A 13717-nucleotide genomic window follows, 5' to 3' on the forward strand; every position below is an offset into this window, starting at 1 on the left:
ACATCAAAGTTGCACTGCAATATAGCCTTAAAGTTGCAAGACCATTACGGCATCGGGCAAGGTGAACCCGCCGCCATCCAGTTTTCGATCGCTTGATAGGTCGCTTCGGCAGAGCCCGGAGCCGGCTCACGATCCGAGCCCGGCGCCCAGCCCCAGGCGACAAGTTTATCGTCGCGGACATGCAGCGCGACATCAGCCAGTTTGCGGTTGCCATTGCGCGCCGGATCCTTGATCTGGGCGCAGATTTCGGCCGAGGATTTACCGAACCAGGCCATCTCGGCCGGCGCCAGATGCCAGCCCTCGGCGCCGGGCGGTCCGTGCAATGCATTGGAATTGCTGGAGAAATGGCAGGTTGTGCAGCGCAGGCCCGGATTGCCGAAGCCCGATTCGTCGGCGCCGCGCTGGACGTTGAAAGCGTGCACACGTGTGGCGCCATAATGCGCCCCCGACCAGCGCGGCCGGTCGTCCGCAACATGACAATCGGCGCAGCGCGGATGTGAGAACACCGCATAGATCTTGTCCCATTCGGACAGGCCCTTGGCCATGTCTACCGTCGGGCTCGATGATGTCTGGCTCTCCTGAGCGGTTGCGAAAGGCGCCGCCGAAAACAAGATGGCAGCAGGCGTCAGCATGATGAGAAGCTTTTTCATGCGAAGGCCACCGTTGTCGACAGCGGCAGTGTGCGGATGCGCTTGCCGGTAAGCGCGAAGATGGCATTAGCCAGCGCCGGCGCCGCCGGCGGTGTGCCAACCTCGCCGACGCCACCCATCTTGTGGAAATTCTCCAGGATGGCGACTTCGAAGACCGGGCACTGGAAGATCCGCATGGCGTCGAAATCGTGGAAGTTCGACTGTTCGACCATGCCGTCGGCGAAGGTGATCTGCTGTCCCATTGCCGCCGACAGGCCATAGATGGCGGCGGAGATCAGCTGCGCCTCGATGATGCCCGGATCGAGCGCGGTGCCGACATCGGCGGCGATCCATACCTTCTCGATGCGGATGCCGGCCGGCGTGTCCGCCACCTGGACGATCTCGCCGACCCAGCTTCCGAAAGACAGCGTGAAGGCCATGCCCTTGGCCTTGTCGGCAGGCAGCGCCTCGCCCCATTTCGCCATCGCCGCGACTTTCTCCACCACCTTCACCGCCGAGGGATAGGCGGCCATCAATCTCTTGCGCATCTCGATCGGATCGATTTTGCCGGCGGTGGCAATCTCGTCCATGAACCCTTCATGGAAGAAGCCGTTGATAGAACTGCCGACCGAGCGCCAGAAGCCGACGGGAATCGAGACGGGCGCCGCGACGCCGCTCACCCGATAGTTCGCAATGGTGTAGGGCTGGTCATAGGCCCCATCGACAATGGACTTGTCGGGACCGACCGGCGGTATCGAGGGAAACAGCCGGCGCAAGGTGCTGGCGATCACCGACGGCGAGGCGATCTTCATGTCGACGGCGACCGGCATGCCGTCGTCGCCAAGCCGCGCCTGAAACTTGCCGACCGCGGCCGGCCGGTAGGCGTCGTGGCGCATGTCCTCTTCGCGCGTCCAGGTCACCTTGATTGGGCGCCCGCCTGTCTCCTTCGCCATCAACGCGGCGCAAAGCGAGAAGTCCATCTCGGTACGGCGGCCGAAACCGCCGCCCATGAAGGTGGTGTGGACAGTGACCTTGTCCTGCCCGATGCCGACCGCATTGGCGCAAAGCTGGCGCAGCAGGGTCGGCGCCTGGTTGCCGCACCAGATGTCCAAGGCGCCATCCTTGAACCGCGCCGTCGCATTCATCGGCTCCATGGTCGCATGCGCCAGATAGGGCACGGCATAGTCCGCCTCGACCATCCGTTCGCGCGGCGCGTCGGCGAAGGCGGTATCGACATCGCCATTGTCGCGCATTGCCGAACCCTTGGCGCCGAGCGCCTGTTTCAGCACGTCTGATATGGCGGCGCTGCCGAGCGGATATTCGGGCTCCGCCCACTGGGCGTCGATGGCGTCGGCCGCCTTGAAGGCCGCCCAGGTATTTTGCGCGATGATGCCGAAGCCATGGCCGTAATTCGTCTCGAGCGGCACGATCTTGATCACGCCGGGCATTTTCTCGGCTTTGGCGAGATCCGCCTTGACTGGCTTGGCCCAGAAGCGCGGGCTCATCTTCACCGTGCCGTAGAGCATATCCGGCAGCCTGACATCGATGCCGAAGATCGGCGCTCCGGTGACCTTGGCCAGCATGTCGATGCGCTTCTGCGGCTTTCCTAGCAGCTTCCAGTCGACTCTGTCCTTGAGCCTGACTTCGGCCGACGGCGCCATGGTGGCGGCAGCCGCGGCAACCGCGCCATAGGTCAGCGACTTGCCCGATGCCTTGTGCAGGATCGAACCGTTGGCTGTTTCCAGATCGGCGGCGGCAACGCCGAGTTTCTGCGCCGCGGCCGCGATCAGCAGATGCCGGGCTGCGGCGCCCGCCTGGCGCATCTTGTCGAAACCATCACGCGCTGAAGCCGAACCGCCGGTGGCCTGGACAGCAAGGAACTTGCCGACCACACCGAGACCTGAGCGCACCGCTTGCGCCGTCATGCCCTCGTCGAAGAAGGCGAACGGACCGCCCTCCTCGAGGATCGCCGCGTTGTAATAGGCGTAGGAGGCCGGGCCGTGCTCGACTTTGACCTGATCGAGACCGACATCGAGTTCTTCGGCGACCATGACGGCGAGCGTCGTCGAGATGCCTTGTCCCATCTCGGCGCGCGGCGCGACGATGGTGATGGTGTTGTCGGCGCCGATCTTCACATAGGGGTTGAAGGTCGCCTCGCCCTTGCCGAGATCGGCCTCGAGCGGGTTCGCAAACGGTTTGCGATAATAGTAGTAGCCGACGGCAACGCCGCCCGCGACAGCGGCCGCGCCGATCAGAAACGTGCGGCGGGCGATCTTTCCGACACTGGCCATTGTCAAAGCCCCGCCGTCTTGAGCGCTGCAGCCTTCCTGATGGCCGAGCGGATCTTCGGATAGGTGCCGCAGCGGCAGAGGTTGCCGCCCGTGGCGTTGTCGATGTCGGCGTCGCTCGGGTCGGCGACCTCGTCCAGCAGCGCCACCGCGCTCATGATCTGGCCGGCCTGGCAATAGCCGCATTGCGCGACCTGTTCCTCCAGCCATGCCTGCTGCACAGGATGCAGCCTGTCCGCTGTGCCGATGCCTTCGATGGTGGAGACAGCGCCGCTGACTTGGCCGACCGGAAGCGAGCAGGAGCGCACCGGTTGACCATCGACATGCACGGTGCAGGCGCCGCAGGCGGCAATGCCGCAGCCGAACTTCGGTCCGGTCTTGCCTATGAGATCGCGCAGCGCCCACAGCAGCGGCATGTCCGGATCGGCGTCGATGTCGAATGATTGCCCGTCGACGGTAAGGCGCATGGGGATACCCTTTGTTGTCGTCCACTGCCCGAGGGCGAAGAGCCCCTTGGGTCGCTTCGTCTTCAAACAGATTGACAAATTACGTCATTTTGTCAATTGAGATTTTGCAGGATAATGTGGTTCCATGAATCAGATCGAAGACATCGCCGCCGCCGACCCCAAACGCGTCCGTATCCTGGATGGCGCAATGAAGGTGTTTTTGGCCTATGGCTTCTCCCGCACCACCATGGACGACATCGCCCGCGCCGCCGACATGTCGCGACCGGCGCTTTATCTTCAGTTCAAGAACAAGACCGACATTTTCCGCGCCATCGCCATGATGGTGCTGTCGCGCTCGGTCGCGGCGGCAAAAATGGCTCTGGCCGGCGATGGTGCTTTCACCGAGCGCATGATGCGGGCCATCGACGAGGCTTTCATCTCGATGATGAGCGCCGTCGTTGCCTCGCCTCATGGCGCCGAATTGCTGGACATGAAATCGAGCCTCGGCGATCTGGTCGGATGCTGGCGCGGCGCTCTTGTCGAACATATCGCCGCCGCCATCCATGGCGAGGCGGCCAGGAACGGCGTCGATCTGGCGGCCAGGGGCCTGTCGGCGCAACTGCTTGCCGACATGCTGCTCGACGGGCTGGAAGGCATGAAGGCGCGGATCAGCGATCCCGAGGGGCAGCGGCAAGCGGCCGGCGCCCTGGTCAAGGTGATCGACCTGGCGCTGAAAGCTGGATGAAGCCTAGAGCGTTTCACCGTTTCATGGAAACGGCGAACCACTCTAACTCTTTGTTTTGACGCAATTCCAGACGGAAAACCGCTCACACTTCTCCTGGAATTGCTCTAGACGTGTGGGGGTCCGGTCAGGCCCGGCGGCGCTCCGCTTCCGGGTTCTTGCGCACCGCGAGGAATTCCTTGACCCGGCGGCCGGGTGCTGGACCGCGCACCGGCTTGAAGCCATCATCGAGTTCGCCGGAGAGATCAAGCGTCGGCCGCTTGCCGACGGCATCGTAATTCTCTTCCAGCCAATCGCTGGCGGCGGTGCGGCCGAGGTCTCTGAGATAGGTCAGGAAGGCCCATTCGGCATTGACCTTCGATGACGCCGACAAATCCTTGAACGCCTCGTCGGCGTCGATGCGGTGCATGCGGATGTCGCGGTATTCGCCATGCGGCAGCCGGCCGGCGGCGATCAGTTCCTTGACGAAGGCGATCGAGCGGAATTCGCGCAGCAGCCCGGCATTGAAGGTGATTTCGTCGATGCGGTTCTGGATCTCGTTGGCGCTCCTGGGCGTCCCTTCGCGCACCACCGGATTGATCTGCACCAAGAGCACATCCTCGGTCGCCGCCGTCTTGAAGAACGGATAGAGCGCCGGGTTGCCGCCATAGCCGCCATCCCAATAGGGCACGCCCTTGATCTCGACGGCGCGGAACAATTGCGGCAGGCAGGCCGAGGCCATCACCGTGTCGAGGTCGATCTCGCCATCGGAAAAGACCCGCAGCTGCCCGGTCTCGACATTGGTGGCGGAAATGAACAGCTCCATCGACTTGCAGGCGCGGACATTTTTGAAGTCGATCTCCTGCGCGACCACGTCGCGCAGCGGGTTGAGGCCGAGCGGGTTGGCGACATAGGGCGAGAACACCCGCGACATCGTGTCGAAGAAGACATAGCCCGGTGTGTTCTCGATCGACCAATTGCCCCAGGCGACATCCCACGGCATGCGCTGCACCGGGCTGAACCGGCCTTTTGCCGCCACCGCGCGCCAGAAATCGTCGAGCTTTTGCCGCGCACCGTCGACCCCGCCACGCACAAATCCATCGGCCAGCGCTACCGCGTTCATCGCGCCGGCGCTGGTGCCGGAAACCGCCGATATCTCCAGCCTGCCGTCCTCCAGCAGCCGGTCGAGCACGCCCCAGGAAAAGGCGCCATGCGAGCCGCCGCCCTGAAGCGCGATGTTGATCTTCTTGTTTTCCTCCGCCTTGCCGTTCTTCGTCATGGCGTTCCTGTCGTCCTGATGCGCCAGCCTGCCCCAACGTCACGGAAGGAAGCAGCTATTGGCGGCCTATGTTGCAGTGCAGCATATAAGGACAGACCAAGGCAAGAACACGAACACGGTCGCGTGATCACATGAAATTTCGGTCATGGGAGAAAGCCCTCCCTCGAAGTGGAGAGGCTGTGTCCTTGGATCAGGGATGCCTAGGCGACCAAATCGGGCACCGGGCCGACATAGCGCGATTGCGGACGAATCAGCCGCCCGGTCGTCTGCTGCTCGCGCGCGTGCGCGATCCAGCCGGCAACGCGCCCGGCGGCAAAGACATTGCTGAAGGCCTGTGGCGGGAAACCCGCCGCTTCCAGCACCAGCGCGGTGTAGAATTCGACATTGGTCTGCAGCGAGCGCTGCGGCTTGGCAATCCGCAGCACCTCGAGCGCCGTCTTTTCGACCTCCTCGGCGAAAGCCAGCCGGCGGCCGGTCTCGCCCTCGCCGCCAAGCTGCCGAACGACCGCTTTCAGCACATCGGCGCGCGGATCGCGCACGCGGTAGATGCGGTGGCCGAACCCCATGATCCGTCTGCCTTGCGCGATCTCGTTGCGCAGCCAGCCGGCCGCATCGCCATGCGCCTCGATCGCGTCAAGCATCTCGATCACCGGGCCGGGCGCGCCGCCATGCAGCGGTCCCTTGAGCGCGCCGAGCCCGGCCAGCACAGACGAGGTCAGGCCGGCCAATGTCGAAGCGACGACGCGCGTGGCGAAGGTCGAGGCGTTGAGGCCGTGGTCGCAGACGGTCACCAGATAGGTGTCGAGCGCTTTTGCCAATGCCGGCGACGGAACGGAACCCCTGAGCATCCGCAACATGTCGGCGGCATGGGCGGCCTTGCCGTCCGGCGCAACTGGCTGCTCGCCGCGCTGCAGGCGCAGCAAGGCAGGCGTCAGCACGGCGGGCGCCGCGATCAGCCGCAGCGCGTCCGCCAGTGTTTCGCCGTCCGGCAGCAGAGCCATGCCGGCGCGCATGGCGCTGTAGATGTCGAGTGGCGCCAGCAGCGGCAACGAAGGCTGAAGCCGTTCGAACACATCGACACGCGCCTCACCCAGTTGCGCCGCCAGTTCGGCATCGCCAGCCAGATCCTCGAAAAAGCCGTCGAGCAACAGCCGGACGACCTGCGGAAAGCTCCATCGTCCGGCCAGTTCCGCCAGCGAATGACCACGGATCGTCAGGCGGCCGCCCAGACCATCCACGTCGGACAGCACGGTTTCGGCCGCCACCACATCATCGAGCCCATTCGCCATAGCCTTGTCTCCTTGAAGCATGCCCGGATCGGAGATAAGGCTGATCAACCTAAGCATCAATCTTGATCAATAGAATCAATATCAGAGCCCAAAATGTCGGAATGGTTATCGCGGGAAGAGGCGCTGGAAAGGCTTAGGGTGCGGCCGCAGACGCTCTATGCCTATGTCAGCCGCGGGCGCATCGGCATGCGCCCCGACCGGGCCGATCCGCGCCGCAGCCAGTATCGCGCCGACGACATCGCGGCGCTGGCAACACGCCGGGCGCGCGGACGCAGCCCCTCGGCCATCGCCGAAAGCGCGATTGCCTGGGGCGAGCCGTCGATCGCAACGGCGATTTCGACCGTCTGGCACGGTCACCTCATCTATCGGGGCCGGGACGCCGCCGTGCTGTCCGACAATGCCACGCTGGAAGAGACCGCCGCCGTGCTTTGGGGCCTGCCTGAACCGATCCGCTTCGAGGCGCCGGCGCCGGATGCACCGCGCCAGCCCGGCCGAGCCTCGGCCTTTGCGCAACTTGCCTTGCTCGCCGGCCAGGCTCGGCCTTCGCTAGGACGCAGCGCCGCTTCGTTATGTGCCGACGCCGCGCGCGCAATCGGTGTGCTGGCCGGCGCCCTCGGTGCCGAAGCGGGGCCGGATCCGGTGCATCGGCGATTGGCGCGGGGCTGGTCAGTGGATGATGCCGGTGCGGATGCGATCCGGCGCGCCCTTGTCCTGCTTGCCGATCATGAACTCAACGCATCGACCTTCGCTGCCCGCGTGGCGGCCTCGACCGGGGCATCGCCTGCCGCATGCCTGCTGGCGGGCCTGGCAACGCTATCCGGCCCGCGCCATGGCGGCGCCGGCGAGGCAGTGATGCAACTCGCCGAGGATGCCGCAAGACACGGCGCCGATGCGGCGATCCGGCGCTGGCTCGGCCACGACCGGCCGCTGCCGGCATTCGGTCATCCGCTTTATCCGGACGGGGATCCCCGTACCACCGCACTTTCGGCAGCTATCCCTGTCGACGAGACGCTGCAGCAGTTGGAAAAGGCCGCCATTGCCATGACCGGCGCGCGCCCGAACATCGACTTCGCCCTGGCTGCGCTGACGCGCGGTCTTGGCTTGCCGCGCGATGCGCCGTTCCAGCTGTTCGCGCTCGGGCGCAGTGTTGGCTGGGCCGCCCATATGGTCGAGCAGATCGTCAGCGGCAGCATCATCCGGCCGCGCGGCCGCTATGAAGGGCTGTTGCCCTGACGGCGTGCGAAGTCGTCAGGCGGAGTTGGCATTGGTCCCGAACCGCGCCCGGTACGCGGCGGGCGTCGTGGCGAATTGCCGGCGGAAATGATGCCGCAACGTCGCCGCCGCGCCAAAGCCGGCGGTCTCGGCAATCCGCTCGATCGGCAAGGCGGTGTCTTCCAGCAGCGTGCGCGCCCTCGAAAGCCGCTCCGAGAGCAGCCAGCGCGCCGGCGTGACACCGGTCGCGGCCGCGAACCGGCGCAAAAATGTCCGCTCGCTCATCCCCGCCAGGTCGGCCAGGGTGGCGACGGGATAGTCGGCGGCAATGTCGGCACGCATTCTGTCGATCAACGGTCCAAGCCGGCCGCGTTCGTGTGGCTCGGGAACGGAACTCTCGACATACTGTGCCTGGCCGCCGTCGCGGTGTGGCGGCACGACCAGGCGGCGCGCCACCATATTGGCCGCCTTGGTGCCGAAGTCGCGCCGCACCAGATGCAGGCACAGGTCGATGCCCGCCGCGCTGCCGGCCGATGTCAGCACATTCCCCTCGTCGATGTACAGGACATCCGGAACCACGGTGATGTCGGGATACATCTCCCTCAGCCTGTCGCTGTAGCGCCAATGCGTGGTTGCCTTCTTGCCTGACAGCAGGCCAGCCGCGGCCAGCACGAAGACGCCGGAGCAGATGGACAGGATGCGTGCGCCCCGCTCACTGGCCGCCCGAAGCGCCTCGATCAGCAATGGCGGCACCGGACAGTCCACACCGCGCCATCCCGGCACGATCACCGTACCGGCCTCGCCGATCAGATCGGGTCCGCCATCGGCGACGATGCGCACGCCGCCCATCGCACGCATTTCGCCGGCATCGATGCCGGCGACGGCAAAACGGTACCAATCCGAACCCATTTCCGGCCTGGGCAAGGCGAACATCTCGGCCGCCACGCCGAACTCGAACGTGCACAGCCCGTCATAGGCAATGGCAACGACAAGCCTATTGGAAGGGGGCCGATCGGCAGGGGGCGCATTTGGCATGATCTTGACGATATATGGCAAAGCTGCCAGCTGCAATCGCCCCGTCCGGTGCGCTACCTCAACTTCATCAGCGATGGAGACCAGCTCCATCAGCGATGGAGACCCTTAATGAGCTATGTGACAGACGTTCCAGCGGCCTCGCCGGGGATTGCCCGCGACCATTTCCTGCACCGGCTTTCCGTCGAGACGGACTGTTCCGATGTCGCCGCGACGCTGCGCGGTGGAAAGCCGGACTTCGTGCTCCTGCATGTGGTCGGTTCGCCGGATGCCTATGAGCGCCGCCATGTGCCGGGCGCGCTGCACCTGCCGCACCACGAGATATCGGCCGAGCGGATGGCTGAATGGCCGGCAGGCACGCTGTTCGTGGTCTATTGCGCCGGACCGCATTGCAATGGCGCGGACCGGGCGGCCTTCAAACTGGCCAGCCTCGGCCTGCCGGTCAAGATCATGATCGGCGGCATTTCAGGCTGGCAGGACGAAGAGCTTCCTTTCGCCTCGGGCAGGGAGCCTGGCGCTCTGCGGGCGTGATTTGGCCTTGCCGGCCGGCCGTTCACGACATCGTGTCGAGCTTGCGCTGCATGGCAGCGATCTGGTCCTTCAACTGCTGCAGATCGTCGGATTTCTCCGGCGGCGCGTCCTTCCTGGCCGGCTCAGTGGGGGCCGCGGCCGGCGCCGAGCCCGCGGGCGGGAAAGGCGTGAACAGCCGCATCGCGTTCTGGAACATTTCCATGTTGCGGCGGGTCTGTTCTTCCAGTGCCTTGATCGGCGTCGCCATCTTCATCACATCGAGCGGCGACTTGCCGATGGCGCCCTTCATCTGCTCGCGAAAGCGCTCCTGCTCCTTGGAGAAGGCGATCATCGACTGTTCGAGGAAGCTCGGCACGATCATCTGCATCTGGTCGCCGTAGAAGGCGATCAGCTGGCGCAGGAACGGGATCGGCAGCATGTTCTGCCCATCCTTGTTTTCCAGCTCGAAAATGATCTGGGTCAGCACCGGATGCGTGATGTCGTCGCCGGTCTTGGCGTCCTGGACGGTGAATTCCTCGCCCTTCTTGACCATGTCGGCCAGATCCTCGAGCGTCACATAGGTGCTCGTCCCCGTATTATAGAGGCGGCGATTGGCGTATTTCTTGATAATGATCGGATCGTCTTTTGCGGCCATCTGCATCCTCCCCGGACACCGGCGCGCCTGAGTAAGCAGCCGGTAACGATTGCGCCTTTTTTGAAGATATGCGCAAAAGCCTCATAATTCCAAGCAGTTTGTGCAGTGCGGGATCATATAATGCTGCATAGCAGGCAAAATATGCTGCGCAGCAACGGCCCGCCCGCCGGCATGGCGGTGCGCGACCTGCTTGCGGCGCATGGGCGCCATGCCGATTTCCGGTTTGACTTGGGGTTGGGAAAGGGCAAGAAAAGTCCTCAACGACAGAACAACATCCTTGAAGTCTGGAGAAGAAAATGTCCGATTCCATCGTCATTGCCAGCGCCGCGCGCACGGCCGTCGGCTCCTTCAACGGCGCGTTTGCCGCCACGCCCGCGCATGAGCTCGGTGCCGTCGTCATCAAGGAACTTCTATCGCGCGCGGGTGTCGAGGCAGCCGAGGTCGACGAGGTCATCCTCGGCCAGGTGCTGACGGCGGCCCAGGGCCAGAACCCAGCCCGCCAGGCTTCTATCATTGCCGGCCTGCCCAAGGAGACCACCGCCTGGGGCCTCAACCAGGTTTGCGGCTCGGGCCTGCGCGCCATCGCGCTCGGCATGCAGCAGATCGCCACCGGCGACGCCAAGGTTATCATCGCCGGCGGCCAGGAATCGATGTCGCTGTCGCCGCACGCCGAGCATCTGCGCGCCGGCGTCAAGATGGGCGACTACAAGATGATCGACACCATGATCAAGGACGGCCTGTGGGACGCCTTCAACGGCTACCACATGGGCAACACCGCCGAAAACGTCGCCCGCCAGTTCCAGATCACCCGCGACGATCAGGACCAGTTCGCGCTGGCCTCGCAGAACAAGGCCGAGGCCGCGCAGAAGGCCGGCAAGTTCAAGGACGAGATCGTCGCCTTCACCATCAAGGGCAAGAAGGGCGACACCATCGTCGACCAGGATGAATACATCCGTCATGGCGCCACGCTCGACGCCATGACCAAGCTGAAGCCTGCCTTCGACAAGGACGGCACGGTGACCGCCGCCAACGCCTCCGGCATCAATGACGGTGCGGCCGGCGCGCTGCTGATGAGCGAAGCGGAGGCCGCAAGGCGCGGCATCACACCGCTGGCGCGCATCGCGTCCTGGGCAACCGCCGGCGTCGATCCGGCGATCATGGGCACCGGCCCGATCCCCGCCTCGCGCAAGGCTTTGGAGAAGGCCGGCTGGTCGGCCGGCGATCTCGACCTGGTCGAGGCCAACGAGGCATTCGCCGCGCAGGCCTGCGCCGTCAACAAGGGCATGGGCTGGGATCCCTCGATCGTCAATGTCAATGGCGGCGCCATCGCCATCGGCCATCCGATCGGCGCCTCGGGCGCCCGCGTCTTCAACACGCTGGTCTACGAGATGCGCCGCCGCGGCGCCAAGAAGGGCCTCGCCACGCTGTGCATTGGCGGCGGCATGGGCGTCGCCATGTGCGTGGAAGCCCTCTGAGAAAACGATGACCGGGCGGCGCGAGCCGCCCGTTCCATATCCAGTGACTGCCAAGCCCGAAAACAGGGCGATATCAAAAAGGGGAAATGCATGACCAAGGTTGCAATCGTCACGGGCGGATCGCGCGGTATCGGCGCGGCGATCTCGATCGCTTTGAAGTCCGCCGGCTATTCGGTTGCCGCGAACTATGCCGGCAATGACGAGGCGGCGGCGAAGTTCAAGGCCGAGACCGGCATTCCGGTCTACAAATGGTCGGTCGCCGACTATGACGCTTGCGCCGCCGGCATCAAACAGGTCGAGGCCGACCTCGGCCCGGTCTCGGTGCTGGTCAACAATGCCGGCATCACCCGCGATGCCATGTTCCACAAGATCACCCGCGACCAGTGGAAAGAAGTTATCGACACCAATCTGTCCGGCGTCTTCAACATGACGCATCCGCTGTGGAACGGCATGCGCGACCGCAAGTTCGGCCGCGTCATCACCATCTCCTCGATCAACGGCCAGAAGGGCCAGGCCGGCCAGGTCAACTATTCCGCCGCCAAGGCCGGCGACATCGGCTTCTCGAAGGCGCTCGCCCAGGAGGGCGCTCGCGCGGGCATCACCGTCAACGTCATCTGCCCCGGCTACATCGCCACCGAAATGGTCAAGGCCATCGACGAGAAGGTGCTCAACGAGCGCATCCTGCCGCAGATCCCGGTCGGCCGCCTCGGCGAGCCGGAAGAGATCGCACGCTGCGTCGTCTTCCTCGCCTCGCAGGATGCCGGCTTCATCACCGGCTCGACCATCACGGCCAATGGCGGCCAGTACTTCGTCTGAGGCTTCCGGAGGCTCGGCAGAGGTCTGCTCGCCTGACAATCGACATTGTCAGGCGGCGAGTTTTAGTTTGGGTCCGGTTTCGGACTTGCTGGCCTCGACTGCCCCCGGCATAGCTGAAGGCGCGGGCAGCCGCGCGAGCGGCGCACGGCTGAGCCCTGACAGTTTCAGCGCGATGCGACGCTTCAGGAACGGGCTGAGGTCCACCACGGAGAGCGCCAGATTGCGCAGGAACCGCTTCACCGGATTGCGAGCAAGTGCCATGTCGGTCATCCTGCCCGCGAGGTCGAGTACCTCCTGAGCAGCCGGGCGGCGCAGCGTTTCATAGAGGTCGAGTTCCGCCTCCGAGCGAACGCCGTTGACCACATCGCCAAGCAACTGGCCAAGCACGACCGCATCGATGATGCCTGTGTTCATGCCTTGCCCACCCGCAGGGCTGTGGACATGAGCCGCATCGCCCATCAGGAATAGTCGGTCCTTGCGGTATGCCCGGACAAGGCGATGGTGAAGGCGGAATCGCGAACTCCAGCCGATGCCAAGCACCCGGGCTTTGTTTCTGGTCGGTCCGCGGCTGTCGAGCAGCGCCTGGATGTCGGCGACATCAGGCTTTTCCGGGGCCTCATCCATTGTCGCGACGACGCGATATGATCCGTCCGGAAGTGGCGCCACCACCACCAGTCCCGCCGGGGCAAAGAACAGCGACACCTCTGTCGGCCCCACCGGCCAGTCGAGACGAACGTCCGCCAGCACAAACGAGCCGTCATAGGCCGCGCCGTCGAACTCGATGCCTGTCGACTTGCGCACCAGGCTTTGCATGCCGTCGGCACCGACGACGTAGCGAGCCGATATGATCTTCTCTTGGCCGTTTTGGACCACTGTCACGCGCGCGCCGACACTGTCTTGAGCAACCGCCACAGCCTCGACTTCGCGATGAATGGTGCCGCCAAGTGCGGAGATCCGCTCGGCAAACACCTGCTCGGTCAGGTTCTGCGGCAGCATCATCAGATAGGGATGCCTTGATGGGAGCTTGCAGAAATCTAGCTTGAGCAGCGCTCTGTTTCGGTCGCGTATGGCGAAGTCTTCCAGCTTCACGGAAAGCTCACTCAGCCGCTGAGTGACGCCGAGTGGCTCAAGCGATTCCAGCGTCTGTGCATGGATGACACCGGCGCGCGACGTCTGCAGACCATGCGCAAGCTTTTCGATGAGCACGTGATCGACATTGGCCTGGTGCAAAGCAATCGACAACGCCATGCCGGTCGGACCGGCACCGATGATCAGAATTTCAGTCATATCGGGCAACATTTTCCTTCTCCATTTGTCAACATGTGTTGACTTTCTAATTGGAGCCGTTGAATTTGTCAACAGCCG

The 13717-nt window shown here is 64.3% G+C and carries 13 protein-coding genes; 5 read left to right on the top strand and 8 right to left on the bottom strand.

The genetic code is table 11. The annotated features are described in order from the left end of the window. Positions 1 to 44: 44 nt before the first annotated feature. From MAFF_RS16090 to MAFF_RS16100, 3 genes are read right to left on the bottom strand one after another with little or no spacing between them, the layout of a single operon-like run. A complete protein-coding gene (locus MAFF_RS16090; protein ID WP_010911983.1) occupies positions 45 to 650 on the bottom strand; it encodes a hypothetical protein in 606 nt (201 codons plus the stop codon). Further along, positions 647 to 2920, bottom strand: a complete 2274-nt coding sequence (locus MAFF_RS16095) for a xanthine dehydrogenase family protein molybdopterin-binding subunit (RefSeq protein WP_010911984.1) — start codon at positions 2918 to 2920, stop codon at positions 647 to 649. The genes MAFF_RS16090 and MAFF_RS16095 overlap by 4 nt, the downstream gene beginning before the upstream one ends. Positions 2921 to 2922: 2 nt before the next feature. Then, a complete protein-coding gene (locus tag MAFF_RS16100; RefSeq protein ID WP_010911985.1) occupies positions 2923 to 3384 on the bottom strand; it encodes a (2Fe-2S)-binding protein in 462 nt (153 codons plus the stop codon). Between the two features lie 124 nt (positions 3385 to 3508). Between MAFF_RS16100 and MAFF_RS16105 the strand changes: the two genes are divergently transcribed. After that, entirely contained in the window at positions 3509 to 4108 is a 600-nt protein-coding gene (locus MAFF_RS16105; protein ID WP_010911986.1) for a TetR/AcrR family transcriptional regulator, read from the top strand. A 124-nt stretch (positions 4109 to 4232) separates the two neighbouring features. Here the strand turns inward: MAFF_RS16105 and MAFF_RS16110 are convergent, their stop codons facing one another. Then, positions 4233 to 5363 carry a patatin-like phospholipase family protein gene (locus MAFF_RS16110; protein WP_010911987.1) on the bottom strand — a complete coding sequence of 377 codons (1131 nt, stop codon included), beginning with the start codon at positions 5361 to 5363 and terminating at the stop codon, positions 4233 to 4235. A 200-nt stretch (positions 5364 to 5563) separates the two neighbouring features. Beyond that, positions 5564 to 6652 (bottom strand): citrate synthase/methylcitrate synthase, encoded by a 1089-nt coding sequence (locus tag MAFF_RS16115; protein ID WP_010911988.1) that lies wholly within the window; start codon positions 6650 to 6652, stop codon positions 5564 to 5566. A 93-nt stretch (positions 6653 to 6745) separates the two neighbouring features. Here MAFF_RS16115 and MAFF_RS16120 point away from each other — a divergent pair, with 93 nt between their 5' ends. Continuing rightward, on the top strand, positions 6746 to 7885 hold the full coding sequence (locus MAFF_RS16120; RefSeq protein WP_010911989.1) for a citrate synthase: 1140 nt from the start codon (positions 6746 to 6748) through the stop codon (positions 7883 to 7885). A 15-nt stretch (positions 7886 to 7900) separates the two neighbouring features. Here MAFF_RS16120 and ftrA read toward each other — a convergent pair whose 3' ends face one another. Continuing rightward, positions 7901 to 8899: a transcriptional regulator FtrA gene (ftrA, locus tag MAFF_RS16125; RefSeq protein ID WP_010911990.1), complete on the bottom strand. Its 999-nt coding sequence runs from the start codon at positions 8897 to 8899 to the stop codon at positions 7901 to 7903. 108 nt (positions 8900 to 9007) lie between these two features. Between ftrA and MAFF_RS16130 the strand changes: the two genes are divergently transcribed. After that, positions 9008 to 9427 carry a rhodanese-like domain-containing protein gene (locus MAFF_RS16130; protein ID WP_044548381.1) on the top strand — a complete coding sequence of 140 codons (420 nt, stop codon included), beginning with the start codon at positions 9008 to 9010 and terminating at the stop codon, positions 9425 to 9427. Positions 9428 to 9449: 22 nt separating this feature from the next. Here the strand turns inward: MAFF_RS16130 and phaR are convergent, their stop codons facing one another. Further along, on the bottom strand, positions 9450 to 10061 hold the full coding sequence (gene phaR / locus MAFF_RS16135; protein ID WP_032933839.1) for a polyhydroxyalkanoate synthesis repressor PhaR: 612 nt from the start codon (positions 10059 to 10061) through the stop codon (positions 9450 to 9452). A gap of 296 nt (positions 10062 to 10357) precedes the next feature. Here phaR and MAFF_RS16140 point away from each other — a divergent pair, with 296 nt between their 5' ends. Further along, a complete protein-coding gene (locus tag MAFF_RS16140; RefSeq protein ID WP_010911993.1) occupies positions 10358 to 11536 on the top strand; it encodes an acetyl-CoA C-acetyltransferase in 1179 nt (392 codons plus the stop codon). Between the two features lie 90 nt (positions 11537 to 11626). Continuing rightward, positions 11627 to 12352: an acetoacetyl-CoA reductase gene (gene phbB, locus MAFF_RS16145; RefSeq protein ID WP_010911994.1), complete on the top strand. Its 726-nt coding sequence runs from the start codon at positions 11627 to 11629 to the stop codon at positions 12350 to 12352. 48 nt (positions 12353 to 12400) lie between these two features. On the opposite strand, the gene MAFF_RS16150 is transcribed toward phbB, so the two are convergent. Continuing rightward, positions 12401 to 13651, bottom strand: coding sequence for an FAD-dependent oxidoreductase (locus MAFF_RS16150; protein WP_010911995.1), 1251 nt, complete (start codon positions 13649 to 13651; stop codon positions 12401 to 12403). Positions 13652 to 13717 lie beyond the last annotated feature (66 nt).

The sequence above is a fragment of the Mesorhizobium japonicum MAFF 303099 genome, assembly GCF_000009625.1.
Lineage (GTDB): Bacteria > Pseudomonadota > Alphaproteobacteria > Rhizobiales > Rhizobiaceae > Mesorhizobium > Mesorhizobium japonicum.

What these genes read in the sequence shown, in the direction of transcription:
- MAFF_RS16150 (WP_010911995.1), bottom strand. Translation starts at nt 13,651, where the DNA reads ATGTTGCCCGATATGACTGAAATTCTGATCATCGGTGCCGGTCCGACC.
- MAFF_RS16090 (WP_010911983.1), bottom strand. Translation starts at nt 650, where the DNA reads ATGAAAAAGCTTCTCATCATGCTGACGCCTGCTGCCATCTTGTTTTCG.
- MAFF_RS16110 (WP_010911987.1), bottom strand. Translation starts at nt 5,363, where the DNA reads ATGACGAAGAACGGCAAGGCGGAGGAAAACAAGAAGATCAACATCGCG.
- ftrA (WP_010911990.1), bottom strand. Translation starts at nt 8,899, where the DNA reads ATGCCAAATGCGCCCCCTGCCGATCGGCCCCCTTCCAATAGGCTTGTC.
- MAFF_RS16120 (WP_010911989.1), top strand. Translation starts at nt 6,746, where the DNA reads ATGTCGGAATGGTTATCGCGGGAAGAGGCGCTGGAAAGGCTTAGGGTG.
- phbB (WP_010911994.1), top strand. Translation starts at nt 11,627, where the DNA reads ATGACCAAGGTTGCAATCGTCACGGGCGGATCGCGCGGTATCGGCGCG.
- MAFF_RS16140 (WP_010911993.1), top strand. Translation starts at nt 10,358, where the DNA reads ATGTCCGATTCCATCGTCATTGCCAGCGCCGCGCGCACGGCCGTCGGC.
- MAFF_RS16130 (WP_044548381.1), top strand. Translation starts at nt 9,008, where the DNA reads ATGAGCTATGTGACAGACGTTCCAGCGGCCTCGCCGGGGATTGCCCGC.
- MAFF_RS16115 (WP_010911988.1), bottom strand. Translation starts at nt 6,652, where the DNA reads ATGGCGAATGGGCTCGATGATGTGGTGGCGGCCGAAACCGTGCTGTCC.
- phaR (WP_032933839.1), bottom strand. Translation starts at nt 10,061, where the DNA reads ATGGCCGCAAAAGACGATCCGATCATTATCAAGAAATACGCCAATCGC.
- MAFF_RS16100 (WP_010911985.1), bottom strand. Translation starts at nt 3,384, where the DNA reads ATGCGCCTTACCGTCGACGGGCAATCATTCGACATCGACGCCGATCCG.
- MAFF_RS16105 (WP_010911986.1), top strand. Translation starts at nt 3,509, where the DNA reads ATGAATCAGATCGAAGACATCGCCGCCGCCGACCCCAAACGCGTCCGT.
- MAFF_RS16095 (WP_010911984.1), bottom strand. Translation starts at nt 2,920, where the DNA reads ATGGCCAGTGTCGGAAAGATCGCCCGCCGCACGTTTCTGATCGGCGCG.